At 27.5% G+C, this 22,216-nt stretch carries 23 protein-coding genes and 1 riboswitch; of the genes, 4 read left to right on the top strand and 19 right to left on the bottom strand.

Annotated elements, in window-relative coordinates; all coding sequences use genetic code 11:
- Window positions 1-10: 10 nt before the first annotated feature.
- Complete coding sequence (locus ABUA17_RS03225; RefSeq protein ID WP_042396157.1) at window positions 11-280, bottom strand: ACT domain-containing protein; 270 nt, start codon at window positions 278-280, stop codon at window positions 11-13.
- A gap of 157 nt (window positions 281-437) precedes the next feature.
- Here ABUA17_RS03225 and ABUA17_RS03230 point away from each other — a divergent pair, with 157 nt between their 5' ends.
- On the top strand, window positions 438-590 hold the full coding sequence (locus tag ABUA17_RS03230) for a hypothetical protein (protein ID WP_195951150.1): 153 nt from the start codon (window positions 438-440) through the stop codon (window positions 588-590).
- 45 nt (window positions 591-635) lie between these two features.
- Here ABUA17_RS03230 and ABUA17_RS03235 read toward each other — a convergent pair whose 3' ends face one another.
- A complete protein-coding gene (locus ABUA17_RS03235; RefSeq protein ID WP_195951151.1) occupies window positions 636-1,889 on the bottom strand; it encodes a sensor histidine kinase in 1,254 nt (417 codons plus the stop codon).
- Window positions 1,890-2,128: 239 nt separating this feature from the next.
- Between ABUA17_RS03235 and ABUA17_RS03240 the strand changes: the two genes are divergently transcribed.
- Window positions 2,129-2,710 carry an accessory gene regulator B family protein gene (locus ABUA17_RS03240; RefSeq protein WP_154820710.1) on the top strand — a complete coding sequence of 194 codons (582 nt, stop codon included), beginning with the start codon at window positions 2,129-2,131 and terminating at the stop codon, window positions 2,708-2,710.
- Window positions 2,688-2,825: a hypothetical protein gene (locus ABUA17_RS03245; protein WP_195951152.1), complete on the top strand. Its 138-nt coding sequence runs from the start codon at window positions 2,688-2,690 to the stop codon at window positions 2,823-2,825. The genes ABUA17_RS03240 and ABUA17_RS03245 overlap by 23 nt, the downstream gene beginning before the upstream one ends.
- A gap of 118 nt (window positions 2,826-2,943) precedes the next feature.
- Here the strand turns inward: ABUA17_RS03245 and ABUA17_RS03250 are convergent, their stop codons facing one another.
- The 17 genes from ABUA17_RS03250 to ABUA17_RS03330 all read right to left on the bottom strand — a co-directional run bounded on the left by ABUA17_RS03250 (window position 2,944) and on the right by ABUA17_RS03330 (window position 20,509).
- Window positions 2,944-4,212, bottom strand: a complete 1,269-nt coding sequence (locus tag ABUA17_RS03250; protein ID WP_154820711.1) for a sensor histidine kinase — start codon at window positions 4,210-4,212, stop codon at window positions 2,944-2,946.
- Window positions 4,212-4,931, bottom strand: a complete 720-nt coding sequence (locus ABUA17_RS03255; protein WP_042396165.1) for a LytR/AlgR family response regulator transcription factor — start codon at window positions 4,929-4,931, stop codon at window positions 4,212-4,214. Before ABUA17_RS03255 ends, ABUA17_RS03250 begins: the two co-directional genes overlap by 1 nt.
- A gap of 323 nt (window positions 4,932-5,254) precedes the next feature.
- Window positions 5,255-5,710 carry an S-ribosylhomocysteine lyase gene (locus ABUA17_RS03260; protein ID WP_042396168.1) on the bottom strand — a complete coding sequence of 152 codons (456 nt, stop codon included), beginning with the start codon at window positions 5,708-5,710 and terminating at the stop codon, window positions 5,255-5,257.
- A gap of 11 nt (window positions 5,711-5,721) precedes the next feature.
- A complete protein-coding gene (gene metF, locus ABUA17_RS03265; protein ID WP_055291911.1) occupies window positions 5,722-6,609 on the bottom strand; it encodes a methylenetetrahydrofolate reductase [NAD(P)H] in 888 nt (295 codons plus the stop codon).
- 145 nt (window positions 6,610-6,754) lie between these two features.
- Window positions 6,755-6,903, bottom strand: a riboswitch (SAM riboswitch).
- A 63-nt stretch (window positions 6,904-6,966) separates the two neighbouring features.
- Complete coding sequence (locus tag ABUA17_RS03270; protein ID WP_195951153.1) at window positions 6,967-7,914, bottom strand: MraY family glycosyltransferase; 948 nt, start codon at window positions 7,912-7,914, stop codon at window positions 6,967-6,969.
- A gap of 201 nt (window positions 7,915-8,115) precedes the next feature.
- Window positions 8,116-8,757 (bottom strand): V-type ATP synthase subunit D, encoded by a 642-nt coding sequence (locus ABUA17_RS03275; protein WP_055277905.1) that lies wholly within the window; start codon window positions 8,755-8,757, stop codon window positions 8,116-8,118.
- A gap of 3 nt (window positions 8,758-8,760) precedes the next feature.
- A complete protein-coding gene (locus ABUA17_RS03280; protein ID WP_042396183.1) occupies window positions 8,761-10,143 on the bottom strand; it encodes a V-type ATP synthase subunit B in 1,383 nt (460 codons plus the stop codon).
- The gene (locus tag ABUA17_RS03285; protein ID WP_154821327.1) at window positions 10,136-11,911 is read right to left on the bottom strand and encodes a V-type ATP synthase subunit A; all 1,776 of its coding nucleotides are present in this window, start codon (window positions 11,909-11,911) and stop codon (window positions 10,136-10,138) included. The genes ABUA17_RS03280 and ABUA17_RS03285 overlap by 8 nt, the downstream gene beginning before the upstream one ends.
- Before the next feature lie 17 nt (window positions 11,912-11,928).
- Window positions 11,929-12,240, bottom strand: a complete 312-nt coding sequence (locus tag ABUA17_RS03290) for a V-type ATP synthase subunit F (RefSeq protein WP_042396298.1) — start codon at window positions 12,238-12,240, stop codon at window positions 11,929-11,931.
- Complete coding sequence (locus ABUA17_RS03295) at window positions 12,233-13,234, bottom strand: V-type ATP synthase subunit C (protein WP_042396190.1); 1,002 nt, start codon at window positions 13,232-13,234, stop codon at window positions 12,233-12,235. The genes ABUA17_RS03290 and ABUA17_RS03295 overlap by 8 nt, the downstream gene beginning before the upstream one ends.
- 11 nt (window positions 13,235-13,245) lie before the next feature.
- Window positions 13,246-13,830 carry a V-type ATP synthase subunit E gene (locus tag ABUA17_RS03300; RefSeq protein ID WP_195951154.1) on the bottom strand — a complete coding sequence of 195 codons (585 nt, stop codon included), beginning with the start codon at window positions 13,828-13,830 and terminating at the stop codon, window positions 13,246-13,248.
- Between the two features lie 48 nt (window positions 13,831-13,878).
- Window positions 13,879-14,361 carry a V-type ATP synthase subunit K gene (locus ABUA17_RS03305; RefSeq protein WP_042396194.1) on the bottom strand — a complete coding sequence of 161 codons (483 nt, stop codon included), beginning with the start codon at window positions 14,359-14,361 and terminating at the stop codon, window positions 13,879-13,881.
- A gap of 13 nt (window positions 14,362-14,374) precedes the next feature.
- Window positions 14,375-16,324: a V-type ATP synthase subunit I gene (locus ABUA17_RS03310; protein WP_055291919.1), complete on the bottom strand. Its 1,950-nt coding sequence runs from the start codon at window positions 16,322-16,324 to the stop codon at window positions 14,375-14,377.
- Window positions 16,311-16,637, bottom strand: a complete 327-nt coding sequence (locus ABUA17_RS03315) for an ATPase (protein ID WP_042396199.1) — start codon at window positions 16,635-16,637, stop codon at window positions 16,311-16,313. The genes ABUA17_RS03310 and ABUA17_RS03315 overlap by 14 nt, the downstream gene beginning before the upstream one ends.
- Window positions 16,638-16,844: 207 nt before the next feature.
- Window positions 16,845-18,530 (bottom strand): B12-binding domain-containing radical SAM protein, encoded by a 1,686-nt coding sequence (locus ABUA17_RS03320; RefSeq protein ID WP_195952290.1) that lies wholly within the window; start codon window positions 18,528-18,530, stop codon window positions 16,845-16,847.
- Between the two features lie 16 nt (window positions 18,531-18,546).
- The gene (locus tag ABUA17_RS03325; protein ID WP_195951232.1) at window positions 18,547-19,044 is read right to left on the bottom strand and encodes a hypothetical protein; all 498 of its coding nucleotides are present in this window, start codon (window positions 19,042-19,044) and stop codon (window positions 18,547-18,549) included.
- A gap of 184 nt (window positions 19,045-19,228) precedes the next feature.
- Window positions 19,229-20,509, bottom strand: a complete 1,281-nt coding sequence (locus ABUA17_RS03330) for a PQQ-dependent sugar dehydrogenase family protein (protein ID WP_042396207.1) — start codon at window positions 20,507-20,509, stop codon at window positions 19,229-19,231.
- 201 nt (window positions 20,510-20,710) lie between these two features.
- Here ABUA17_RS03330 and spoVB point away from each other — a divergent pair, with 201 nt between their 5' ends.
- On the top strand, window positions 20,711-22,210 hold the full coding sequence (spoVB, locus tag ABUA17_RS03335; protein WP_042396209.1) for a stage V sporulation protein B: 1,500 nt from the start codon (window positions 20,711-20,713) through the stop codon (window positions 22,208-22,210).
- Window positions 22,211-22,216: the final 6 nt, after the last annotated feature.

Raw genomic sequence — 22,216 nt, forward strand, 5'->3', positions numbered from 1 at the left:
GCTTATAATTTTATACTGTATACATTGAGTTAAATATTTCTTCTCTTTGTATTTTTACTTCAACACCAAGTTCTTTTCCTTTTAACTCTAAAGCCTTCTTAATTTCTTCAAAATTATTACTGCTTAATTTTAAATCCAACATCATTATCATAGTAAAAAACTCACCCATGATTGTTTGATTAACATCTAAAATATTTATATTTAGCTTTTGTAATTCTGTGCTAACCCCAGCTATAATCCCTACTTTATCCTTGCCTATTACTGTTAATATCGCTTTCATTTTACTCTCTCCCTCATATATTTATAATTTAAGGAATTTTGCCCCATAAATTATATTAATTCTACACTTATATAGAATTATTGTCAATTTAATCCATATAGTTAAATAATAGATTTTTTATCATTTGGAATACTATTATTAAAGGAGAGTGTTTTTTATGAGTAAAAATGTTAATTCTATTAATTCATCGCATCTAGCATCTATCGGAAATTTTACAAAACATGCTGTAGAATCTTTTGAAGAAGGCATTGTAAATAAACATAATTATTTAGAAAAAGTTGATAAAAATCTTAAAAGTAAAACTAAATAAAAAAATGATATGAAAAATACCTAGTATTTTTCATATCATTTTGCTTTATATTTCAATTAAAACATTAAATATGTCTTCTTCTAATGACATATTAACTTTACCCTTATATTTTTCAACTATATTTTTGACATTATATAAACCATATCCTCGGCCTGTCCCTTTAGTAGAAAATCTTATTTTTGAAATATCAGCTACCATACTTTTTGTAAGATTATCTACACTGTTAGATACTTCAATTATATATTTTCCTTCATAATACTCAGTTGAAATTTCAATTACTTTTTTCTCACTCTTACTTGCAGCTTCAATTGCATTATTTAATAAGTTGCTTAAAACTACTGTAAGTTCGCTATCATCTAAAGGCACTCCTTCAAGCTGGCTATCAATAAAATAATAGCAATCTATTTCATTTTTTTCAGCTTGATTTATTTTGCTTAATAAAACTGCTTTTAAAATTGTATTTTCTACTTTAGATAAATTATTTAATAAGTTTTTATTTTCAAAAACATTACCTATGTACTTTTTAGCTTTATCCTTTAATTCATCTTCTTTGCATACCTGTATCATACAATATAATATATTTAAATGATTCTTATATTCATGTTCATTAGCCTTCATTTCATCTATTAGCTCTTGTATAAGTGGATTCATACTTTCTTTTATTTCTGAACTTTTTTTCTTTTTATCTTTTTTATAAACATCATAAAAATAAAATACGTTTATTGAAATTATAGAAATAAATAAAATTCCAATTTCATTTATAGGTAATTCTTTTATAAACTCATTTTGAATTAATAGTCTAAAAAATAGAAATATCATAATTATATTAACAGAAATTATCAATATAGAATTATATTTTTCTATAAACAAATCAAAATTTATTTCTCTTTTTCCTATAAATTTATATATAGAATATAATGTTAAACTCATTGATATTATTAATAATATAGCATAAACCCATTCTGATAAATTAATATGTCCAACAATTAAATCTATTGCAATTGTAAAAATCATTTCTACTATCATTAATACAATACTTGCAATAATAATTTCAACCATATTTACAATAATATTCTTTTCATATATTTTACAAGAAACAATAAGCGATAATAATAAAATTAATATAATTGTTACTGTACCAAAACTATTAAATATTATAAATAGAGTTGCGCTTACTATTCCTCCTATTAGTGAAATAAGAAGATGTTTCTTTATTTTATTATCAGTATTTCCTATAAAAAGAAGATGGTAAATCATTAACATACTTGTATATTCAATAAAACTTAATATTTCCAACACCTCCAATTCCCTCCTTATGAATTGTATCATAATATGACAAAATTCGAAAGTATTTTTTTTACATTTTATCAATAATTATCATTTATTATGTGCATTATAAGAAGTTTTTTAATGATTATTTTCTTTTTTTTATACTTGTTATTCCTTTTATGATTATTTTAATGAAATTTATGGTTTTATTGGTATTTATGTATTCTTTATATTATAATAATTTATGTAGTACTTAAGGAGGTATACCATTGAGTAATAAGTTTATAAAAAAACAATTAGATTTTATTGTTACCAATATGGGAATGACTGATATTTATGAAATTGATAAAATTAGATATGGTTTAGAATTATTTTATGGTGAATTTTCTAAATTAATTGTTATGATTTTAGTTTCATTAATTTTGGACAAGTTTTCAGCATTTTTATTAATGATTACCTTATTAATGCTAATAAGGCCTTATATTGGAGGAAGTCATGCTAAAAACTATATAAACTGCATGATTCAAAGCAATTTATCTTTTATTTTAATATATTACTTAGCTTATCTTCTTCCTTCAATAAATTTGATTATACAATTCTTTTTTATATTGTTTTGTATTATTGTAACTAGAAAATTTAAACCTGTTAATTCTAATAGGGAAGAAATCCAAACACAATATAAAAAAATTAAATTCAAAAATTTTGTAAGTGCTATATTTATTATTTGGTTTATTATATCAAATATATTTCTATCAAAATATTACATTAATTGTGGTTTACTAATAATTTTTTATATAATATTAGATTTCTTATGGGAGGTTTGTAAAAATGAAAAAAAAATTTATGGTTAAATTAGCTGCACTTATGTGTGTAGTAACTGGAACAGCTAATCAAATAGCTACATGTGCTGCTCCTAATAGTCTTATTTTATGGGGTGAACCAACTCCACCACTGAAAAAAAAGTAATTTATATTGTTAATAAAAATAAAGACAAAGTAAAATAACTTTGTCTTTATTTTTTATCTTAATAAATACTCCATAAAAATATTTATTCTCACAGAGTATTTATTACATTATTTAATTATTATTTTAAAAATAAAATACTGATATTAATCATATCATCTTCCAAGCTCATTTGTATTTTTCCCTTATATTTGTCTACAATGGCTTTCACATTAGCTAGTCCATAACCTCTACCTTCACCCTTAGTGGTATAGCCAACTTTAAAAATTTGAGTTAAATCTTCTGATTTTAAATTACTAGTATAATTTTTAACTTCTATTTTATAATATCTTTCATCTTCTGTTATATTTATTATAACTTCTTTTTTCTCAATAAAAGATGTTGCTTCAATAGCATTATTTAATAAATTACTCAATATCACAGTTAATTCTGAATTATCTAACTGTATTTCCTTAAAATCACTAGAAACCTTATAATTATATTTTACTCCCAATTTTTCAGCTCTTTGTGCTTTATTATATAAAACAGCTTTAATTATTGTATTTTCTATATTTAATAACATTGAAAACTCTTCTGTATCATCAACAATATTACCTATATATTCTTTCAACTTCTCTTTGATTTCTTCAGAAGGAGTAACCTGAGCTATACTCCAAATAGTGTTTAGATGATTTTTATATTCATGTTCATTTGCTTTTAATTTACTTATTAAATCATTAATAAGTGGATTAAATGATTTTTTTATTTCATTCTTTTTACGTTCATTAAACATTTTATATAAAAATACATAAAAATAGCAATTTACTCCTATAAGTATTAAACCTAAAGTTGTTATAGGTATCATAATTTTAGTATTCATTATCTCATTGCTCATTAACACCTTTATAAATAAGAAAAATACAAATAAATTTAAAATAATTATATTTATACTTTTATATTTTGAAAAAAACTTTGAAAATTCTATTCTTCTAATTACTTTACTAGTATGAAGTAAATATAATACAATACACATTATCACAGTTAATATTATTAAATATATGGAAGGACTTAAATTATCACTTCCCATAATTACATATACTATTAGACTAATTATTAATTCAACTCCGAATAAAACCATTGAACTAACAATAAATTCAATGTAAGTTACTATTGTATCCTTATTTTCCTGTTTGCTTATTATCATAGAATTTAAAAATAATATTCCTATAAGAATTATTAAGGGATCTGCATAATATATGTTAGTAAATATAAAATATATCAATGAAATCACTACAGAAAGTAATATTTTTTTACATATATTTTTTTTAATATCTCCATTTATTAAAACATTATATATTAAAAATATAGACGTCATTTCAATAAATGAAATTACTAAACTCATCATTTCCATTATTCAATCCCCCTTAAGAATGCTTGTCTATATGTGTAACTTAATAAAGCAATATCGTCACATGATCTTAGCTTAATGTTCCACACCTTTTCATAAGTCTTCTCTATTTCCTTTACATACTTAAGATTAACTGCAAAAGATCTATGAGTTTGAATAATATTCTCATCATTTATACTTTTTAACACCTTAGCTAAAGAGGTTCTTTTCACGCTATATATTCCTGAAATAGTATGTATATCACATGTCTTATCACTATACTCAATATAAATAATATCATTATGATATAATTTAACTGATATATTTGAATCTATATCAATAAATGTATAATTTCCTTCCTTAATACTCTTTAAAGGTGATGAGTTTAAAAATACATCAATAATCTTGATGATATCCTTTTCCTTATAAGGCTTTACAATAAAATCATAACAATGAATACTCTTAAATGCTTCTATAATGTGTATAAGCTCTCCTGTTACAAATACGATTCCAGTTAAAGCATGTTGCTTGTATTGCCTTATTTTTTTTGCTAATTCTAATCCTGAAGAATCTTTTAATTGAATATCAATAAAAAATAGATGTATATCTTTTTCATTAATTATCTTTATTGCTTCAGCTTGTGATGCAGCTTCATATATTCGAACATCGATGAAATTTGACTTAATAATAGATGCCAGTGCCACACGCTGAATTCTTTCATCTTCAACTAATAATATGTTCATGTTCGCCCCTCCAAAATATGCATATAAGCTTATTATAATACAATATTGGACATTTTTCCACACCATCTATAAATTATTACTTTATCCAAGTTATAGTACTATACAAAAATTAATAATATAACTATTAAAGAATACGTATATTTAGCCATTAGAAAAATACTCTTTATTTATAATTATGCTAAAAATGAAAATTAAAAAAGCCAGTAAAAACTGGCTTTTTATTTATTAATAAATTAAATATTATAAAGTGAGTTACTATACTTAATATTTATGCAAAACAAACAAATCTACCCTCAAACTTGCACTAATTAGTGTATTATCTTCTACTCTCCATATATATTTAAAGAAAATCCTTTATTTAATACTTCTTTGGCATACTCTTTTGCTCCAAATAGTGATAAATCTCTATAGTTTCCACATTGGACTTCATTTGCTGCTGGTATTTCATTTGCATTTAAAATATCTTTTAGTGATTTTTCAACTGCAACTTTAATTTCACTAGCTTCTCTATCACCAAATATACTTAGATAAAATCCAGTTCTACATCCCATTGGAGATAAGTCTATTATTCCATCTAAATTACTTCTTAACTCATGTGCTAATAAATGCTCTAATCCATGCATAGCAGCAGTACCAAATGCTTCTTTATTAGGTTGTAAAAATCTAATATCAAATTTTGTTACAAAATCTCCTTGTGGTCCATTTAATGTACAACACTTTCTAATATAAGGTGCCTTTACCTTTCTATGATCTAATTCAAAACTTTCTACTTTATTCATTCTAATACCTCCTAAATTGCTTTTTGTTTATTAATAGAATTAATTATCGAACTTATACTTTCTGTTATTTTCCTAGCAACATATGGATTATTCATTGTATATAAATGAATTCCATCTACACCACTTGAAACTAAATCAACTATTTGCTCAACAGCATATGCAATTCCAGCATCTCTTAATGCCACTCTATCATATTCATATTTATTAACTATCTTTATAAATTTTTCTGGTAAATTAACACCACATAACGAAGTTAATCTTTCTATTTGAGCTTTGTTAGTTACAGGCATAATCCCTGCCTCAATAGACGATTTTATATTTAATTTATCCTTTTCTTCTAGAAAATTATAAAAATAATTATTATCAAAAAATAACTGAGATATAAAATGAGTCGCTCCACTTTCCTCCTTTAACTTTAAATGTATTAAATCTTCCTTTAAATTTTTCCCCTTAACATGACCTTCAGGATAACATGCTGCTGCTATGTTAAAATCTCCTCTTTTTTTTATATGAGAAATAAGTTCATATGCATATTTAAAATCTCCTTTTAAGACTCCACCTTCTGGTATATCTCCCCTTAAAGCTAAAATATTTTCTATCCCATGTGCCTTTAAATCATTTAATATATAGTCTATTTCCTCCTTAGTAGAATTTATACATGTTAAATGTGCTACTGCTTCAACTCCATATTTTTCTTTTACTAAGGAGGACAGTTCAGTTGTTCTATTATTTACTAAGCTTCCTCCTGCCCCATAAGTTACACTAATAAAATCTGGCTTTAAATCCTTTAATTCTTCTAAAGTTTTATAAATAGTATCTACTGAAGATGTCGTTTTTGGTGGAAAAATTTCAAAAGAAAACACCAAATCCTTTTTTGCAAATATTTCATCAATTTTCATTTAAATAGCCCCCTTAAAATTTATAAAAAGCCTTTGTCATAATTAATATACACATAAAAAACTTCTTTATTATTATTTTTTATAAAATAAAAAAACCTAAAGGATATTTCCTTTAGGTATTATAAACACGTTTCCCAATAAAATATCCTTATCTCTCAGCCATTGCTGTTGGATTTAGCACCACATTAATATAGTTAATAATTAATAGTTTTTAGTTAATAGTTTATTAACTAGTAACTGTTAATAGGTTGCTGGGTTTCAACGGGCCAGTCCCTCCACCACTCTTGATAAGTTTGATTAAATTATACAAAATTTTTTTCATTTTGTAAATAATTATTTTTTTGCTATTAAATCCCATTATATTAATAACATTAAAATAGAAATAATACTAAATACTAAACTTATTGCGCTTATAAAACTAACTACTTGTTTTGTATTCAATCCTTTAGCTTCTAATCTATAATGTAATTGACTTCTATCAGCCTGATATATGGGCTTTCCTTCTGAAAATCTTTTAAAAATTACAAATATATTATCAAAAATCGGCACAGCCAGTGCTAAAATAGGAATTAATAAACTTAATATTGTTGCCGCTTTAAATGCACCATCTAAAGCTATTATACTTAATATAAACCCTAAAAAATTAGCTCCTGAATCTCCCATAAATATCCTTGCTGGATACTTATTATAAAACAAGAATGCTAATACAACTCCTGCAATCATTAATGAAAATAATAATGATGGTGATTGTGATAATATTACTGCTGATGCTGCAAAAGTCATTGCTGATATAAAGGATAATCCTCCTGCTAGGCCATCCATACCATCAGACCAATTAATTACTGTAGTAACCCCAAAAATCCAAGTTATAGTTAATATAAATTGAATAATTGTTGGTAAAACAACATATGTATTAGTAAAAGGATTAGTAAAACCTTGAAAAACTACTCCTGACTTATACACAATTATTGCTGCTAATAATTGAACTATTAATCTTGGTATAATAGCAAATTCTTTACCAATACTTTTATAATAATCATCTACTACCCCTATTATCAATATTAATAGTGCTCCTATAAAAATACCATACTTTTCTTTAAAAGGATGATCATAAAATACTATAAAATAAGGTATAAAGAATCCTATGAACATAGAAATACCACCACAAAGCGGAATTGGTCCTCTATGCTTTTTTCTCTTAGTTGGTTTATCCGTAAAATTATATTTAAGTGCCACTTTCATTAGTATTGGTGTCAAAATAAATACTATTGAAAATGACAAAATTGTCGCTATTAAATACTTCATTAAATTTCTCCTTAAAATTCCACATAATATGCACTATTATGTATTCTATTAGCATTATACTATTATTTCTTTCTATTATCAAATACATAATATAATCTTAATAAAATGAAAAACTTTAACTTCATTTCTATATAATAGTTTGTATAAAAAGTAAGGAGCTGTCATTTTAAAACAGCTCCTTTTTGTGATAATGTTAAATAATTATGCTCTTGAGTTAATCATATCTTTAACCTTCATTAATCTAGTTAAAGCTCCTCTTTCATTTTCATCAAGTTTCATTCTTATGAACTTAATAGTTTCTTCTAATTGAGGTATAGTCATATATTCAAGCGCATTAACTCTTCTTCTTGTCTTTTCAATTTCATCAGCCATTAACTGAGTTGATTTCTCAACTTCAGCTAACTCAAGTAGCTTAGGAAGTATAGATTCAAGCTTTCCTATAGCATCATCTAATTCAGAAGATGTATTGGCAAAACCATATGGATAAATGCTTCCTTCACTATCTTGTAATTGTCTGTGGAATTTCATTTGTGGAACATTAACACTCATTATGTTTTTTGTTCCTACTTCAACAGATACACTATCTTTTGGATAAGCAACTGCTTCTTCTAAGAATTCCGAGCTCATTACAGCACTAGCCATAACGAAATCTTTAAATGAACCTTCAAGTTCAGCTTCAACTGATTTTCTTAGTTCATTATTATATTTAACAAGGTTAATGAATTGTCTCATTAATTCATCTTGTTTATCTTTAAGAAGCTTATGTCCTCTCGCTGCAGTAGATAATCTCTTCTTCAGCTTAGATAGCTCCATTCTAGTAGGATTGACATTTAACTTTGCCATATTCTACTCTTCATCTCCCTTTGGCATATACTTTTCAAGATATTCATCTCTGATTCTCTTAAGTTCTGTCTTAGGAAGAATCTTAAGTAATTTCCAACCTAAATTTAAAGTTTCTTCTATTGATCTGTTAGTTTCAAATCCTTGAGAAACATATTGTTCTTCAAAAGCTTCAGCAAATTTAGCAAACTTTTTATCTGTTTCTGATAATGCAGATTCACCTAAGATTGCTGATAACTCTTTAGCTTGCTTACCTTGAGCATAAGCTGAGAATAATTGGTTCATTGTATCAGCATGGTCTTCTCTAGTCTTTCCCTTACCGATACCCTTATCTTTAAGTCTTGAAAGTGATGGTAAAACGTCGATTGGAGGCATAATTCCCTTCTTGTATAATTCTCTTGAAAGGATTATTTGACCTTCAGTAATATATCCAGTTAAGTCTGGAATTGGATGAGTTTTATCATCTTCAGGCATTGTTAATATTGGAATTTGAGTGATAGATCCACCTCTTCCATTAATTCTACCTGCTCTTTCATATAATGTAGAAAGGTCAGTATATAAGTAACCTGGGTAACCTCTTCTACCTGGAACTTCTTTTCTAGCTGCAGAAACTTCTCTTAATGCTTCAGCATAGTTAGTGATATCTGTCATAATAACAAGAACGTGCATGTCTTTTTCGTATGCTAAGAATTCAGCAGCTGTTAATGCCATTCTTGGTGTAGCTATTCTTTCGATAGCTGGGTCAGAAGCAAGGTTCATAAATAATACAGCATTATCTATAGCACCAGTCTTCTTAAATTCATCAACGAAGAATTGAGATTCTTCGAAAGTAATACCTATAGCAGCAAATACAACAGCGAAGTTAGCATCTGAATTTAATACAGTCGCTTGTCTCGCTATTTGTGCAGCTAATTGAGCATGTGGAAGACCTGAACCAGAGAAAACTGGTAACTTTTGTCCTCTTACTAGTGTATTTAATCCATCAATAGCAGATATTCCTGTTTGAATGAACTCTGATGGGAAGTTTCTTGATACTGGGTTAATTGCTTCCCCATTAATATCTAATTGCTTTTCTGGTATTATCTTTGGTCCGTTGTCAATTGGATGACCCATTCCATCAAATACTCTTCCTAGCATATCTTCTGATACACCTAATTGAAGTGGCTTTCCTAAGAATTTAGCCTTAGTTCCTTTTAAGTTAATTCCTGAAGAACCTTCAAATAATTGAACCATTGCTTTAGATCCATTAACTTCTAGAACCTTACCTCTTCTTAATTCACCAGTTTGTATTTCAACTTCAACTAGTTCATCATACTTAACGCCGCTAACTCCTTCAACAACCATTAAAGGACCAACAACTTCTGTAACTGTTCTGTATTCCTTAAGCATTAAGAACCCCTCCTTCGTTGATTAAAGTATCAATGTCAGCTCTTAATTCAGCAGCAATATCATCCATCTTAGCTATGTCATCTTCATGGATATATTTACTTCTTGCAATTTTGTCTCTTACTTCTAATCCTAAGATCTTATCTAAGTAAACTCCTGCTTCTAAAGCTCTTTCTGCTTCTTTTCTGAATAATAATACAAGCTTTAACATTTTGTATTGTTTATCTAATGAAGTATAAGTATCTATTTCGTGGAAACCATTTTGTTGTAAATAGTCTTCTCTTATAGACTTAGAAACTTCTAATTTTAATCTATCTTTTTCTGATAATGCATCTATACCTACTAAGCTTACGATTTCTTGTAAAGCTGATTCTTCTTGTAATAAAGTCATTGCTTCTTGTCTTAATGCAGACCAATCTTCAGCAACTGTCTTATTTAAGTATCCATCTACAGTATCAGCATATAATGAATATGAGTTAATCCAGTTTATTGCTGGGAAGTGTCTCTTATATGCAAGTTGAGCATCTAATCCCCAGAAAACTTTAACTATTCTTAATGTTGATTGAGTAACTGGTTCTGAAAGGTCTCCCCCTGGAGGTGATACCGCACCGATTGCAGTAACTGCTCCTTCTCTTCCATCTTTACCTAAGCATACAACTTTACCAGCTCTTTCATAGTAGTCAGCAAGTCTTGATCCTAAGTATGCTGGATAACCTTCATCCCCTGGCATTTCTTCAAGTCTACCAGACATTTCTCTTAATGCTTCTGCCCATCTTGAAGTAGAATCTGCCATGATTGATACTGAGTATCCCATATCTCTGTAGTATTCAGCTATTGTGATACCTGTATATATACAAGCTTCTCTTGCCGCAACTGGCATGTTTGAAGTGTTTGCTATAAGTACTGTTCTCTTCATTAATGATTCACCAGTTTTAGGGTCTTTTAACTCTGGGAATTCATTAAGAACGTCTGTCATTTCGTTACCACGTTCACCGCATCCAACGTAAACAACTATTTCAGCATCTCCCCATTTTGCTATTTGGTGTTGAACAACTGTCTTACCTGCTCCGAAAGGACCTGGTACTGCAGCAGCTCCACCCTTAGCTACTGGGAAGAATGTATCTATAACTCTTTGTCCTGTAGTCATTGGTGCTTCTGGTTTTAATTTTTGTGCAAATGGTCTACCTTTTCTTGCTGGCCATTTTTGCATAAGTTGAACTTCTCTATCTCCCTTAGCAGTTTCAACAACACAAACTGTATCTACAACTGTAAAGTCTCCAGCCTTAATTTCTTTAATAGTTCCTTCTACTCCATATGGAACCATTATTTTGTGTAATACAACAGATGTCTCTTGAACTGTTCCGATTACATCACCAGCTTCTACTTTATCTCCAACTTTAGCTATAGGATTAAAAGTCCAAACTCTTTCTCTGTTTAATGAAGTAACTGATACACCTTTTGTTAAGAATGGTGATTGAGCTACTTTTTCAAATGCATCTAGTGGTCTTTGTATTCCATCGAACATTGACTCTATAAGTCCTGGTCCTAATTCAATACTTAATGGTTCCCCTGTTGTAACAACTGGGTCCCCTGGCCCTATTCCTGTAGTTTCTTCGTAAACTTGGATAGATGCCTTATCGCCTCTCATTTCAATGATTTCTCCGATAAGACCCTTTTCTCCAACCTTAACCATATCATAAATATTTGCTTCGTCCATTCCTTCAGCAACAACTAAAGGACCTGCAACCTTGATTATCTTTCCGGTCTTCAAATCTCTAACCTGCCTTCCTATAAAATATTCACACCAACAGCTTTTTCTACGCTATCGCTGATTCTCTTTGAACCTATATTTAAAGTTCCTTGATTACTTGGAATTAATATTACAGCAGGAAGCATTTGCTTATTGTAACGTTCAATTGTTTCTTCAATTGTTACTGCAACTTGCTCTGTTATAAAAATAACTGCGTATCCATTCATAGCCATTCTATCAACGGCAATTCTAGCTTCATCAGCTTCTACAACTGGAAATACATCTATTCCAATAGCTTTGAATGCTAAAACTGAGTCTTTATCTCCAACTACACCGATTTTCTTATACATAAATATCACGCAGCCTTTCTCTTATTACTTCCTCAGCAATATTATTAAGCTTACCAACCATTATAATTCTAATGATTTTGATTTCTGTTTCTTTAGCATAAATATATGATAAAATTCTTTCTGGTCCAAATGTTACAAGCTTACCGCTTTTCATTAAATCCATAATGTAATTATCACTTAATTTTTCTAAAAGATTTGCTGAATTAGTAGCTATGTAGCTTTCAACACCTTCTTTTATTAAATCTGAATAGGCACTAGTACTTAATTTAGAAATAATATTTTCTGGTGTTTCATTAATGATTGCTACTAATGTATCTTTGCTTATAGATCCACCACTAACTAAAACTTCTGATGCAAATTCTCTTCCTTTACCTTGCTTTTTAATTCTTAGTAAAGTTCTGACATTTGTAGCATCAATAATTGCATTTACAAGTTTATCTGTAAATTTATAATTTAAAGATTTCTTTATTTCAACTAACTCTTTAAACATATATCTATCTACAATTATATCAATATTTTGAGGATCTTTATTTGCTTCAAAATCAGCAATTACTTCTAAAACCGCTTTTTCAACATTTCCTTTTAAATCTCTAAAATTATCTGTATCTATTTTTCTCTTTAATTCATTTAAGTCTTCATTACCTAAATCAATTAACATGTTTGAGAAATCTTTATCTAAGAACTTTCCTTTTAATAATACCTTAATATTATGGTATTTATATTTAATGCTCATTAGATCTACTATTTCTTTTACTGGGCAAAGTTCATAAACTAATTTATAAACTCTTTTAAGTTCTGTACTTAAAACTTCTTCATAATCAGCCGCTCTTTTAACATTACCCATTATATTAGCATACTCAGTTTCACCAAGTATTTTTAAAACTTCATCAGCAGAATTAGCTTCTAACATTCTTTCTACTTTAGATTTATCAAGGAGTCTTGTTTCCAATACCCAAATTCTTGAAAGAGCTTGAGTAAATTGCATTACATCCATACTACCCCTCCTTAACTAAATAACACCTGCGCCACTTCGAACTCTAACTCATCTCTTAATGAGCTTACTAGAGCTTCAAAAGTGCTATTTATTTCTATACCTTCATTTTCTAAGATGAAACCACCTTTAAAATTACCAGCTTTTTCACTTAAAGTGATTTGTGCTTTTACCTTTGAGTTTAATTCTTCAATGAAGGCTACATCTACAAACTTTAACCCTGTTTCATTTAAAATTAATGTTTGCTTTCCAGTTAAATTCATTGTTGAAATTGTATTTTTAACAAAGTTTAAGAATTCTTCTTTAGATAATTCTGTTAACTTATCTATACTCTTTTCGAAAACTTCATCTATAATTTCTTGCTTAGCTGCTAATTTGTTATTTCTAACTTTTAATTTAGCACTAGAAATTACTCTTTCTTTTTTAGATTTTGCTTCAACTTCAGCTTTTTCTAAAATTTCTTGTGCAATTTCATTTGCACTGCTTATTTTTTTAGAAAGAATTTTATTCTTTTCTTCTTCAGCAGTTGCTAAGATATTTTCCTTTCCAGCTTCTGCATCCTTAAGGATTTTAGAAGTTATATTCTTTACATTTGACATAATCTATATCTCCAATCTTTATGATGCTAATAATATTGCATGTATTAATTACATTGCCATACTTACTAACATGAATGATATAACGAATCCTAATAATGCGTAAGTTTCAACCATTGCTGATAAGATGATACCTTTTGTGTTGTGTTCTGGTCTCTTAGCTAATATTTGGATACCTGAAGCAGCAACTCTACCTTGAGCTATACCTGAGAATAAACCAGCTAAAGCGATTGGTAAACAAGCACCTATTAAGTATAAACCTTGTTCTAAAGACATTCCTGATGACATCTTAGTGTAAGCAACGAAACCAACAACGAAACCGTATAAACCTTGAGTACCTGGTAATAATTCTAATACTAATGCTTTACCGAACTTTTCTGGTTCTTCTGTAACTAATCCTGAAGCCGCTTCCCCAACTAGTCCAACACCTTTAGCTGAACCTATACCTGATAAACCAACTGCTAATGCAACACCTAAAGCTGCAAATATTAAACCACCATTATTTTCCATAAAAAATTGTATCCATGTATTCATTTTTCAAATCCTCCTAATTTTCCTTTAAATTCATATATTTTTCTGATGCTTTAAATGGAGTAAATGCTTTTCCTCCACCTTCGTAGAATTTTGAGAAATACTCTACGTATTGTAATCTTGCTGTGTGAACATATGCTCCTAATAAACCTAATAATAAGTTAAATACGTGAGCTGCTACAAACACAAATGGTAATAATATTATTGCTGGACCAGTTAATGATTTCATTAATAAGTTTAATGCTCCTGCAATACATCCACCTGATAAACCTAATGCCATAAGTCTTGTATATGAAACTAAGTCACCAATATAACTTGTTATTCCATATAATGAATATAAACCTTGACCTATTTGAGCACCTTTTGTCTTTTCTGCTCTACCACCAGTTAATACTATTACAAGCATACCAAATATCATAGCTGCTATAGCAATGTATTTAACTATTGATGGCCATCCTAGCATTATAGTTCCTGCTAATACTCCAATAGAAATTAAAGTAATTAACCATGAACCAACATCATAAAATGCATCCTTTGGTTTTCCTGCTTTAATAAGCGTATATGCTTTTATACATAATCCAAAGAATATTTGTATAACACCAAATACTATAGAAGCCACTAAAAGTGTATTAACATCTTCAGTTGGATTTATTAATCCTGGTATTTTAACTGCATCTCCAAAGAATGATCCGTATATTAAACCAATAACTATTGTTGGTATACTTAAGAATAAGAAGAATCTAGCAAAATCTTCATTTTTCTTATTTAATTTTAAGAATTTCATTGCACAGAAGGCAGCTATTAACATTACTAATCCATATCCAACGTCAGCAACCATCATACCAAAGAATATTAAATAAAATGGCACTAATAATGGAGTTGGATCTACTTCATTATATTTTGGTAAACTATACATCTCTGTAACAGATTCAAATGTTTTGTTAAGCAATCCATTTTTTAATTTAACTGGAACCGCATCAACTTCATCTTCTTTTACTTCTTCAAATGATATATAATAGTCGTCATTTAAAGCTTCCTTACATATCTTTTGTAATTCTTCATTCTTTTCTACTTCACACCATCCTTGAATAGCAACAGTGTTTGTAGTTCTTAAGAAGTTATTTGAAGCTTTATATCTTAAAACTATGTTTGTAAGATAATCATAAACTAATTTCATTTTCTTATAGTCTTCTTCAAAAGAAGCTACTTCTTCTTTTACGAAGAATATTTTTGATTTTAATTCTTCTATCTCATGAGCATGATTTGTTATAACAACTTGTGGTATTTCATCAAACTCTGATTTAAATGAACTAAATCCAAATCCTCTTAAAAGATTTAATACTTCATCATGTCTTTCTTTTAAAGACACAACTAATATGTTTATATCGTTATTACCTCTTGAGATAATTTCAACATATTCAGCATCTAAACTTTCATTAAGTTGTCCTTCATATTGCTTTGAAATACTTCCAACGAAAGTTGACACCATATTTAGCTCATTTAGAGCTTCAAAAGAAATATCTAAGGCTTGCCATGGAGTTAAAACTTCAATTTCGCCTTCTAGCTTAGTAATTTTGCTTTCTATGCTGTGAAGCTCATCTTCCTTCTCCTTAACTTTACAATAAATTTCGTTCCAGTTTATGTTCTTAACTGCATTTTCTAATTCATCAATAGTTAAGTTTTCCTTGTCATCCTCTAATGCTTTTAATCCTGACTTTTTAGGCATATAGTGAGTTAAAAAGTCTAGAGTAGTTTTAGCCTTTGATAAATCTTCTTCATACTTTGCAATATTTGAATCTACTTCGTCTTTATTAAGATTTTTTAACTCTTCATTAGCTTCTAATAAATTTTCATCTTGTAGATTTATAAATTCTACATTTGAAAATCCTTGTAATCTACGAAGAAGTTCTTCTTTTTTAGATTCAAAAGTAAGCAAAGTGAATTTGTTCATCTTAACTATTGCCATGAATCTTCACTATCCTCTCAACAACTATATTAATAGCATTATCTTTTAAATCTTGAGACATATTACGTATAGCCTCTATTTCTTTTTCTCCAATCTTTAAGATCGGTTCTGCATTGCTATTTCCTTCTTCTAAAGCAGCATTTAATAAGTTATTAGCTTTTGCTTTTGCTTCGCTTATTATTTCATCATATTTGATATCTGCTTCTTTAGTAGCACCGCTAACAATTTCTTTTGCATTTTGTTTAGCTTCTGAAATTATCATTTCAGCCTTTTTCTCAGCTTCCTTTATCTCATTAATTGCTTCTAATGCCAAAGTCTCACCACCTTTACTATATACAAGTTGGATAATATAAATATTAATACTTAATATAGTATTAATTACTTTTTATCTCTTTTTTAATTATACACGGTTTTTACAATTTTTCAACTTTTTTTTGTTAACATTTCCTAAACAACACTTTAATTTTGTAATAATTATCTATTTATTATATTTTTTACTTACTTATTTTCTTTTTGTAATTTACTTATTTTCTTTTATGTTAACTAAATTATCAATTTCTATAATGTGTCCATCATATCCAAATAAGAAATATGATTCTCTTTCTTCTATTTCACCAGTTTTTATATATTTGTTTATATCTATGCAAAAACCCTCTACATAATAATCTTTAAAGGAGTATTTTTCTCTTAATCTATCTTTAAATTCATTTTCTTTTTCCTTACCTACTCCTTTTCCTAAGAATTCTGGCATCCCTCTTCTTTTATTAAACATTAAGTAATCATACTTTACTATATCTCGTAATATTTTATTATCTAGTTTTGTTATTTCCATATTGAAATCTAAAAATACTTTATAATATTCACTATTACCTATATTTCTATCGAAGTATCCCTTCTTATCAAAGTAATTTCCCAATTCTAAATAAAAATCATAAGGAGTATCAAAACACTTAACTAATATTTTTATTATGTTATTGAATTTCTGTGAATTATAATATTTATCTACCATACTTTCTACTTTTTTTAATATTAAAAGCTCATCATAAGAAATATCCTTTGTAGAAATAATTTCGTATGGAGGATATGGTGAATATTTCATTCCATACTCTTCAGCTTCTTCTCTCATAGAAGATCCCCTAAGAAGCTTTAAGAATCCTAACTGTATTTCTTCAGGTTCAATACTATATACATCATTAAATGATTTTTTAAATGATACTATGTCTTCACCTGGTAATCCTGCTATTAAATCTAAATGCTGTTTTATATTTTTTATTTCTAATAATTCAACAACCTTTTCTTTAATATCACTAAAATTAACAAATCTATTAATTCTATTTAATACATCATCATTAGTAGTTTGAACTCCTACTTCAAATTGGAATCTATCTTTAGGTGCCTTTCTAAGCAATTCTAATTCTTGTGGTTTTAAAATGTCTGCTGATATTTCAAAATGAAATTGAGTTTTTGTTTCAGCATTAATTAAAAATTCCCATATAGCTGTTGAAAATTTAAAATTGCAATTAAAAGTTCTATCTACAAATTTAACAAGTCTTACTTTTTTATCTATGAAAAATTGCAATTCTTTTTTTACTCTTTCAATATCTAAAAATCTTACTCCATGAGTTGTTGATGAAAGACAATATTTGCAGTTAAATGGACAGCCCCTTGATGCCTCGTAATACACTATCTTATTATCTAAATCTTCATCCATCTTATATGGGAAAACTATTTCATTCATACTCATAAGAGGTCTATTACCATTTCCTATTACTTCATTGCCTTCTTTAAAATATAATCCTCTTATACTTCTAATCTCTCTTTTCCCAAGGCAATATTCAATAAATTCTCTATATGTTTTTTCTCCTTCTCCCTCAATTAAATAATCACCATTAAGTTCCTTTAATATATTTAAACTATCATAAGATACTTCTGGGCCACCATATAAAATTTTTATATCACTATTTACTATCTTTATAAGATTAGATAATCTTTTCACCATCTCAACATTCCAAATATATGTTGAGAAAGCAACTACATCAGGTTTTTCCTTTATAATTTCTTCAAGTACTTTTTCATCTCTATCATTAATTGAAAACTCCCTAATTTTGCATGTATAATCCATGTCTTCAGTAAATGCTTTTAGATACCTCACTGCTAAATTACTATGAATGAATTTTGAGTTAATTGCTGTTAATAAAACTTTCACTTTCTTCTTCCTTTCGTTACTTTATTTTTTCTCCCCTAATGAAAAATATATCCTCCCAAAGCTTCTCTTCCTTAATACTATACATATTTTCTAACATTTTTTTAGTATTATCTATATTTGATGTAGAAATAGGGTTTAAATTTTTAAACTCAAACTCTTTTATTTTACCAGATGGTAATACTGCCATCACCTTATTATTTGATACTTCTCCCATTTCTTTATTTATATCCCAAATATATATTTCTCCACCTACTTTTATTAATTTACTTACTTCATTTATCAATTGAACACGAGCTGATTCTCTCCATAAATTACTTAAGTAAAAGAATATAGTGCATACATCATACTCACCTTGTATACCTTTTTCATCTATACTTCCTTCTAATAGATCAACACAAACTTCGTCAATTGTATCTTTAGAAATATTGTAAATTACTCCGTAGCTTTCACCAACGTCTAGTACATCACCTAATAACTTAACACCACTTAAATTTAATATAATTGTTTTTCCCATATTTACTCTCCCTTTTATAAATTATTTTTCTTTTAATAAATTTTATTATTATTATTTTCAACTTATGTAAATCATTTTTAACAATTATTTTTTCTTTTGGTATTTAAGCTTTTATCTTTCCTTATTTATATATAATAATACAAAAAAATATCTTATGGAATTCCCATAAGATATTTTTAGGATTTTATTTATTTTTTCTCTTATTTTTAACTTTATATATAATAGTCATTACAATAGCAATTACCAATATAGCAATAAAAATCCAAATTATATTTGGTAAATTAAATGAACTATTATTTATTTCTCCTTGAATCTTATATATGCATCCCGCTTTACTATCTAATAAATATATACTTGAATTATTATAACGTATTTTTTCTATATAGCTATTTTTATCTAAACTTACGATAGCTTTTGAAGTTCCTAATTCAGTTAATACATATATACAATTTTCTTTATTATCAGCAAAAATTACAGTATCCTTTGGAAAACACTTTCCTTCATAATCAATAGCTAGTCCTTTTAGGGATTGTAAACTATTATGTTGATATCTAGGTGGCAATGGTGTCTCTGTTGGATGATTTTCAATAATATATGATAATTTATTAGTTCCATCAGAAAATCTTGGAGAAGTAATAGGGTCTCCACCACTAAAATCAGGCCACCCATACCATGCCTTTTCTTTTATATCATATATATAATCAACATCATCTTTTACTTCTCTTCCTCCCTCTTCATTCATTCCACCTACAATTGCAGTTAATTCACCCATACTATTTGTAGCTATTCCTTCAACATTTCTAATTCCAGTTGCATAAGTCGAAAGCTTTCCAGTATTTAAATTGTATTTTAATATTGAAGCATTACTTAACATACCTTCTTTTATTTTTTCCCCTGAATTCACTACTTGTCCAAATTTAGTAAATCCATAATTTCCATTATATCCAATACCAGTTGATACCCATTCGAAAGATGCAATATCTTCATTTTTATTTCCCTCGTCTACAATTCCTGCATTTGTATTTGAACCTATAGTTATATATAAATATTCATCTTTTAAAGTAATATTAGTTTTATTATTAATTCCTAAATTAGGCAATCCAGTTACTATATCTCTAAATTCCTTATTAGATAGATCATAAGCTATTACTCTATTATCCGTAGCTATAATTATAGAATCTCCACTACAAGCAATATCATATATATTTAACGACTTATCATATATTAATACTTCTTCATTATTACTTTCATTAACTACTTTTATTGTATCTTTAAAAGCTATGTACAAATTATTAGCTCTGTCAAACGTAAATGATACTGCTCCCTCTACTGATTTATTTGTAATTGACCAATCAATATTTTTATAAATTAAATTAAGATCATACCCTTTGCTAAATTTATAAATTCCAAAAGAAATACTAACTATCGCAACTGATAAAATTATGCATTGCAAAAATTTCTTCATAAGCCTCACCCCTTCATAATAAATTTATTTTTTTACATAACAAAATATTACTTATATTTAAATAATGCTCTTTAATATCATATTGTTTTATTCTGCTGAATAAGTATTAATGTAATTCAACTTTATTAAATATTGGTAAATTGTTTAATTAGTATTCATATGTTTTTGCTTAATAAATATCTACAAAAGGAGGAAAATAATTTGGAAAAAGATAATTTCTTTAAAAATTCATTTTTTTTAACTGCTTCTAACATTACAACCGGAATACTCGGATTTATTTTTTCTATGTATCTAGGAAATATTGCAGGTCCTGAAGGTCTTGCTATTTATGGTTTAGTTATGCCAGTATATAACTTATTTATTTGCTTAATGACTGCTGGAATAATTGCAGCTATTTCTCAACGTTCCGCTATTTATGAAGCTAATGGAGAATATAATAATTTATTTAAAACTATTCGATCCGTTGCTTTTTTTAACATAATATGGGCAATGGTTATTGGAATTATAGTATTTTTTCTTGCACCTTACATAAGTAAATATGGAATTAAGGATCCTAGAACTTTAAATGCCATAAGAGTTACTTGTCCAGCCATGGTTTTTATTGCACTTTCAAATATATTAAAAGGTTTTTTCTACGGAACATCCAAAATCACTGTTCCTGCTATAATTGACATATCTGAAAAAGCAATGAGAATAATAACCATAACTTTACTTATATATATGTTTAAAGCTCAAACATTAACTTCAATAGTAACATTAGCATTTGTGTCACTAGCTATAGGAGAATTGCAAAGTCTTTTATTACTTTATATTTATTTTAGATATACAAAAAAAAGAATGCCTATAGGTCACGATAAACCTGAAAGAAAAGCTCAATTATTATTTAATGTTCTTATAATTTCATTACCTTTATGCTTAAATGGATTCTTAGGAAATGCTTTTTCAACAATTTCAACATTAGTTGTTCCAAGACAGCTTGTTGCTTCTGGTTTAGATTATAGTTCTGCATTAAACTTAATAGGTAAATTTAATGGAATGGCCTTAACTATAGTTACTTTTCCCTTAATTGTTGTAAATTCAATAAATACGCTTCTCGTACCTGATTTATCACAAACTATAAGCAATGGTGAATATTACAATGCCTCCGTAAGAATAAGAATGGTTTTAAAAATTGCTTTTCTATTAGGAATGGCAACAACAGTAATTTGTCAACTTATACCAGATTCTCTTGGACAGATGTTTTATCATAGAGATGACTTAGGATTATACATTAAGCTATCTTCACTTTCAGCACCTATATTTTTTGTTTCAAATACAATGGTGGGAATATTAAATGGACTAAACAGACAAAGTATTATATTAAGAAATTCAATAATAGTTTCTGTTACCGAAATACTATGCTTATACTTTTTCACAGCTATACCTAGTATAAATATTTTTTCTTACGTAATTACTATATTTGTTACTTCAACTTTAAATTTAATAATTAATTTACATGAAATAAAAAAACACATTGAATTAAATTTATCTTTATTTAATATAATTATTTTTTCTTTAATAGGAATTTTAATTTTCTTAATTTTAAATTTAGCAAATAAGTATTTACTAACAGATTTATTTTATTTTAAAAATATATTAATAATAATATTTACATTCGGAGTATTTGCTTATTTAAGCAGATTTGGAATAGATGAATATTAAAAATAA

This window comes from Clostridium sp. RTP31139st1_H3_RTP31139_211217 (assembly GCF_040227035.1).
GTDB lineage: Bacteria > Bacillota > Clostridia > Clostridiales > Clostridiaceae > Clostridium > Clostridium saudiense.

Bases quoted from the DNA above. Each gene is read 5' to 3' on its own strand.
- ABUA17_RS03270 (WP_195951153.1), bottom strand. From the start codon at position 7,914: ATGAAGTATTTAATAGCGACAATTTTGTCATTTTCAATAGTATTTATT.
- ABUA17_RS03250 (WP_154820711.1), bottom strand. From the start codon at position 4,212: ATGGAAATGATGAGTTTAGTAATTTCATTTATTGAAATGACGTCTATA.
- ABUA17_RS03260 (WP_042396168.1), bottom strand. From the start codon at position 5,710: ATGAATAAAGTAGAAAGTTTTGAATTAGATCATAGAAAGGTAAAGGCA.
- metF (WP_055291911.1), bottom strand. From the start codon at position 6,609: ATGAAAATTGATGAAATATTTGCAAAAAAGGATTTGGTGTTTTCTTTT.
- ABUA17_RS03330 (WP_042396207.1), bottom strand. From the start codon at position 20,509: ATGAAGAAATTTTTGCAATGCATAATTTTATCAGTTGCGATAGTTAGT.
- ABUA17_RS03225 (WP_042396157.1), bottom strand. From the start codon at position 280: ATGAAAGCGATATTAACAGTAATAGGCAAGGATAAAGTAGGGATTATA.
- ABUA17_RS03275 (WP_055277905.1), bottom strand. From the start codon at position 8,757: ATGGCAAAGTTAAATGTCAATCCTACTAGAATGGAGCTATCTAAGCTG.
- ABUA17_RS03305 (WP_042396194.1), bottom strand. From the start codon at position 14,361: ATGAATACATGGATACAATTTTTTATGGAAAATAATGGTGGTTTAATA.
- ABUA17_RS03295 (WP_042396190.1), bottom strand. From the start codon at position 13,234: ATGGATGTAATGCAATTTACTCAAGCTCTTTCAAGAATTTGGGTATTG.
- ABUA17_RS03245 (WP_195951152.1), top strand. From the start codon at position 2,688: ATGAAAAAAAAATTTATGGTTAAATTAGCTGCACTTATGTGTGTAGTA.
- ABUA17_RS03280 (WP_042396183.1), bottom strand. From the start codon at position 10,143: ATGCTTAAGGAATACAGAACAGTTACAGAAGTTGTTGGTCCTTTAATG.
- ABUA17_RS03290 (WP_042396298.1), bottom strand. From the start codon at position 12,240: ATGTATAAGAAAATCGGTGTAGTTGGAGATAAAGACTCAGTTTTAGCA.
- ABUA17_RS03300 (WP_195951154.1), bottom strand. From the start codon at position 13,830: ATGTCAAATGTAAAGAATATAACTTCTAAAATCCTTAAGGATGCAGAA.
- ABUA17_RS03255 (WP_042396165.1), bottom strand. From the start codon at position 4,931: ATGAACATATTATTAGTTGAAGATGAAAGAATTCAGCGTGTGGCACTG.
- ABUA17_RS03325 (WP_195951232.1), bottom strand. From the start codon at position 19,044: ATGGGAAAAACAATTATATTAAATTTAAGTGGTGTTAAGTTATTAGGT.
- ABUA17_RS03230 (WP_195951150.1), top strand. From the start codon at position 438: ATGAGTAAAAATGTTAATTCTATTAATTCATCGCATCTAGCATCTATC.
- ABUA17_RS03310 (WP_055291919.1), bottom strand. From the start codon at position 16,324: ATGGCAATAGTTAAGATGAACAAATTCACTTTGCTTACTTTTGAATCT.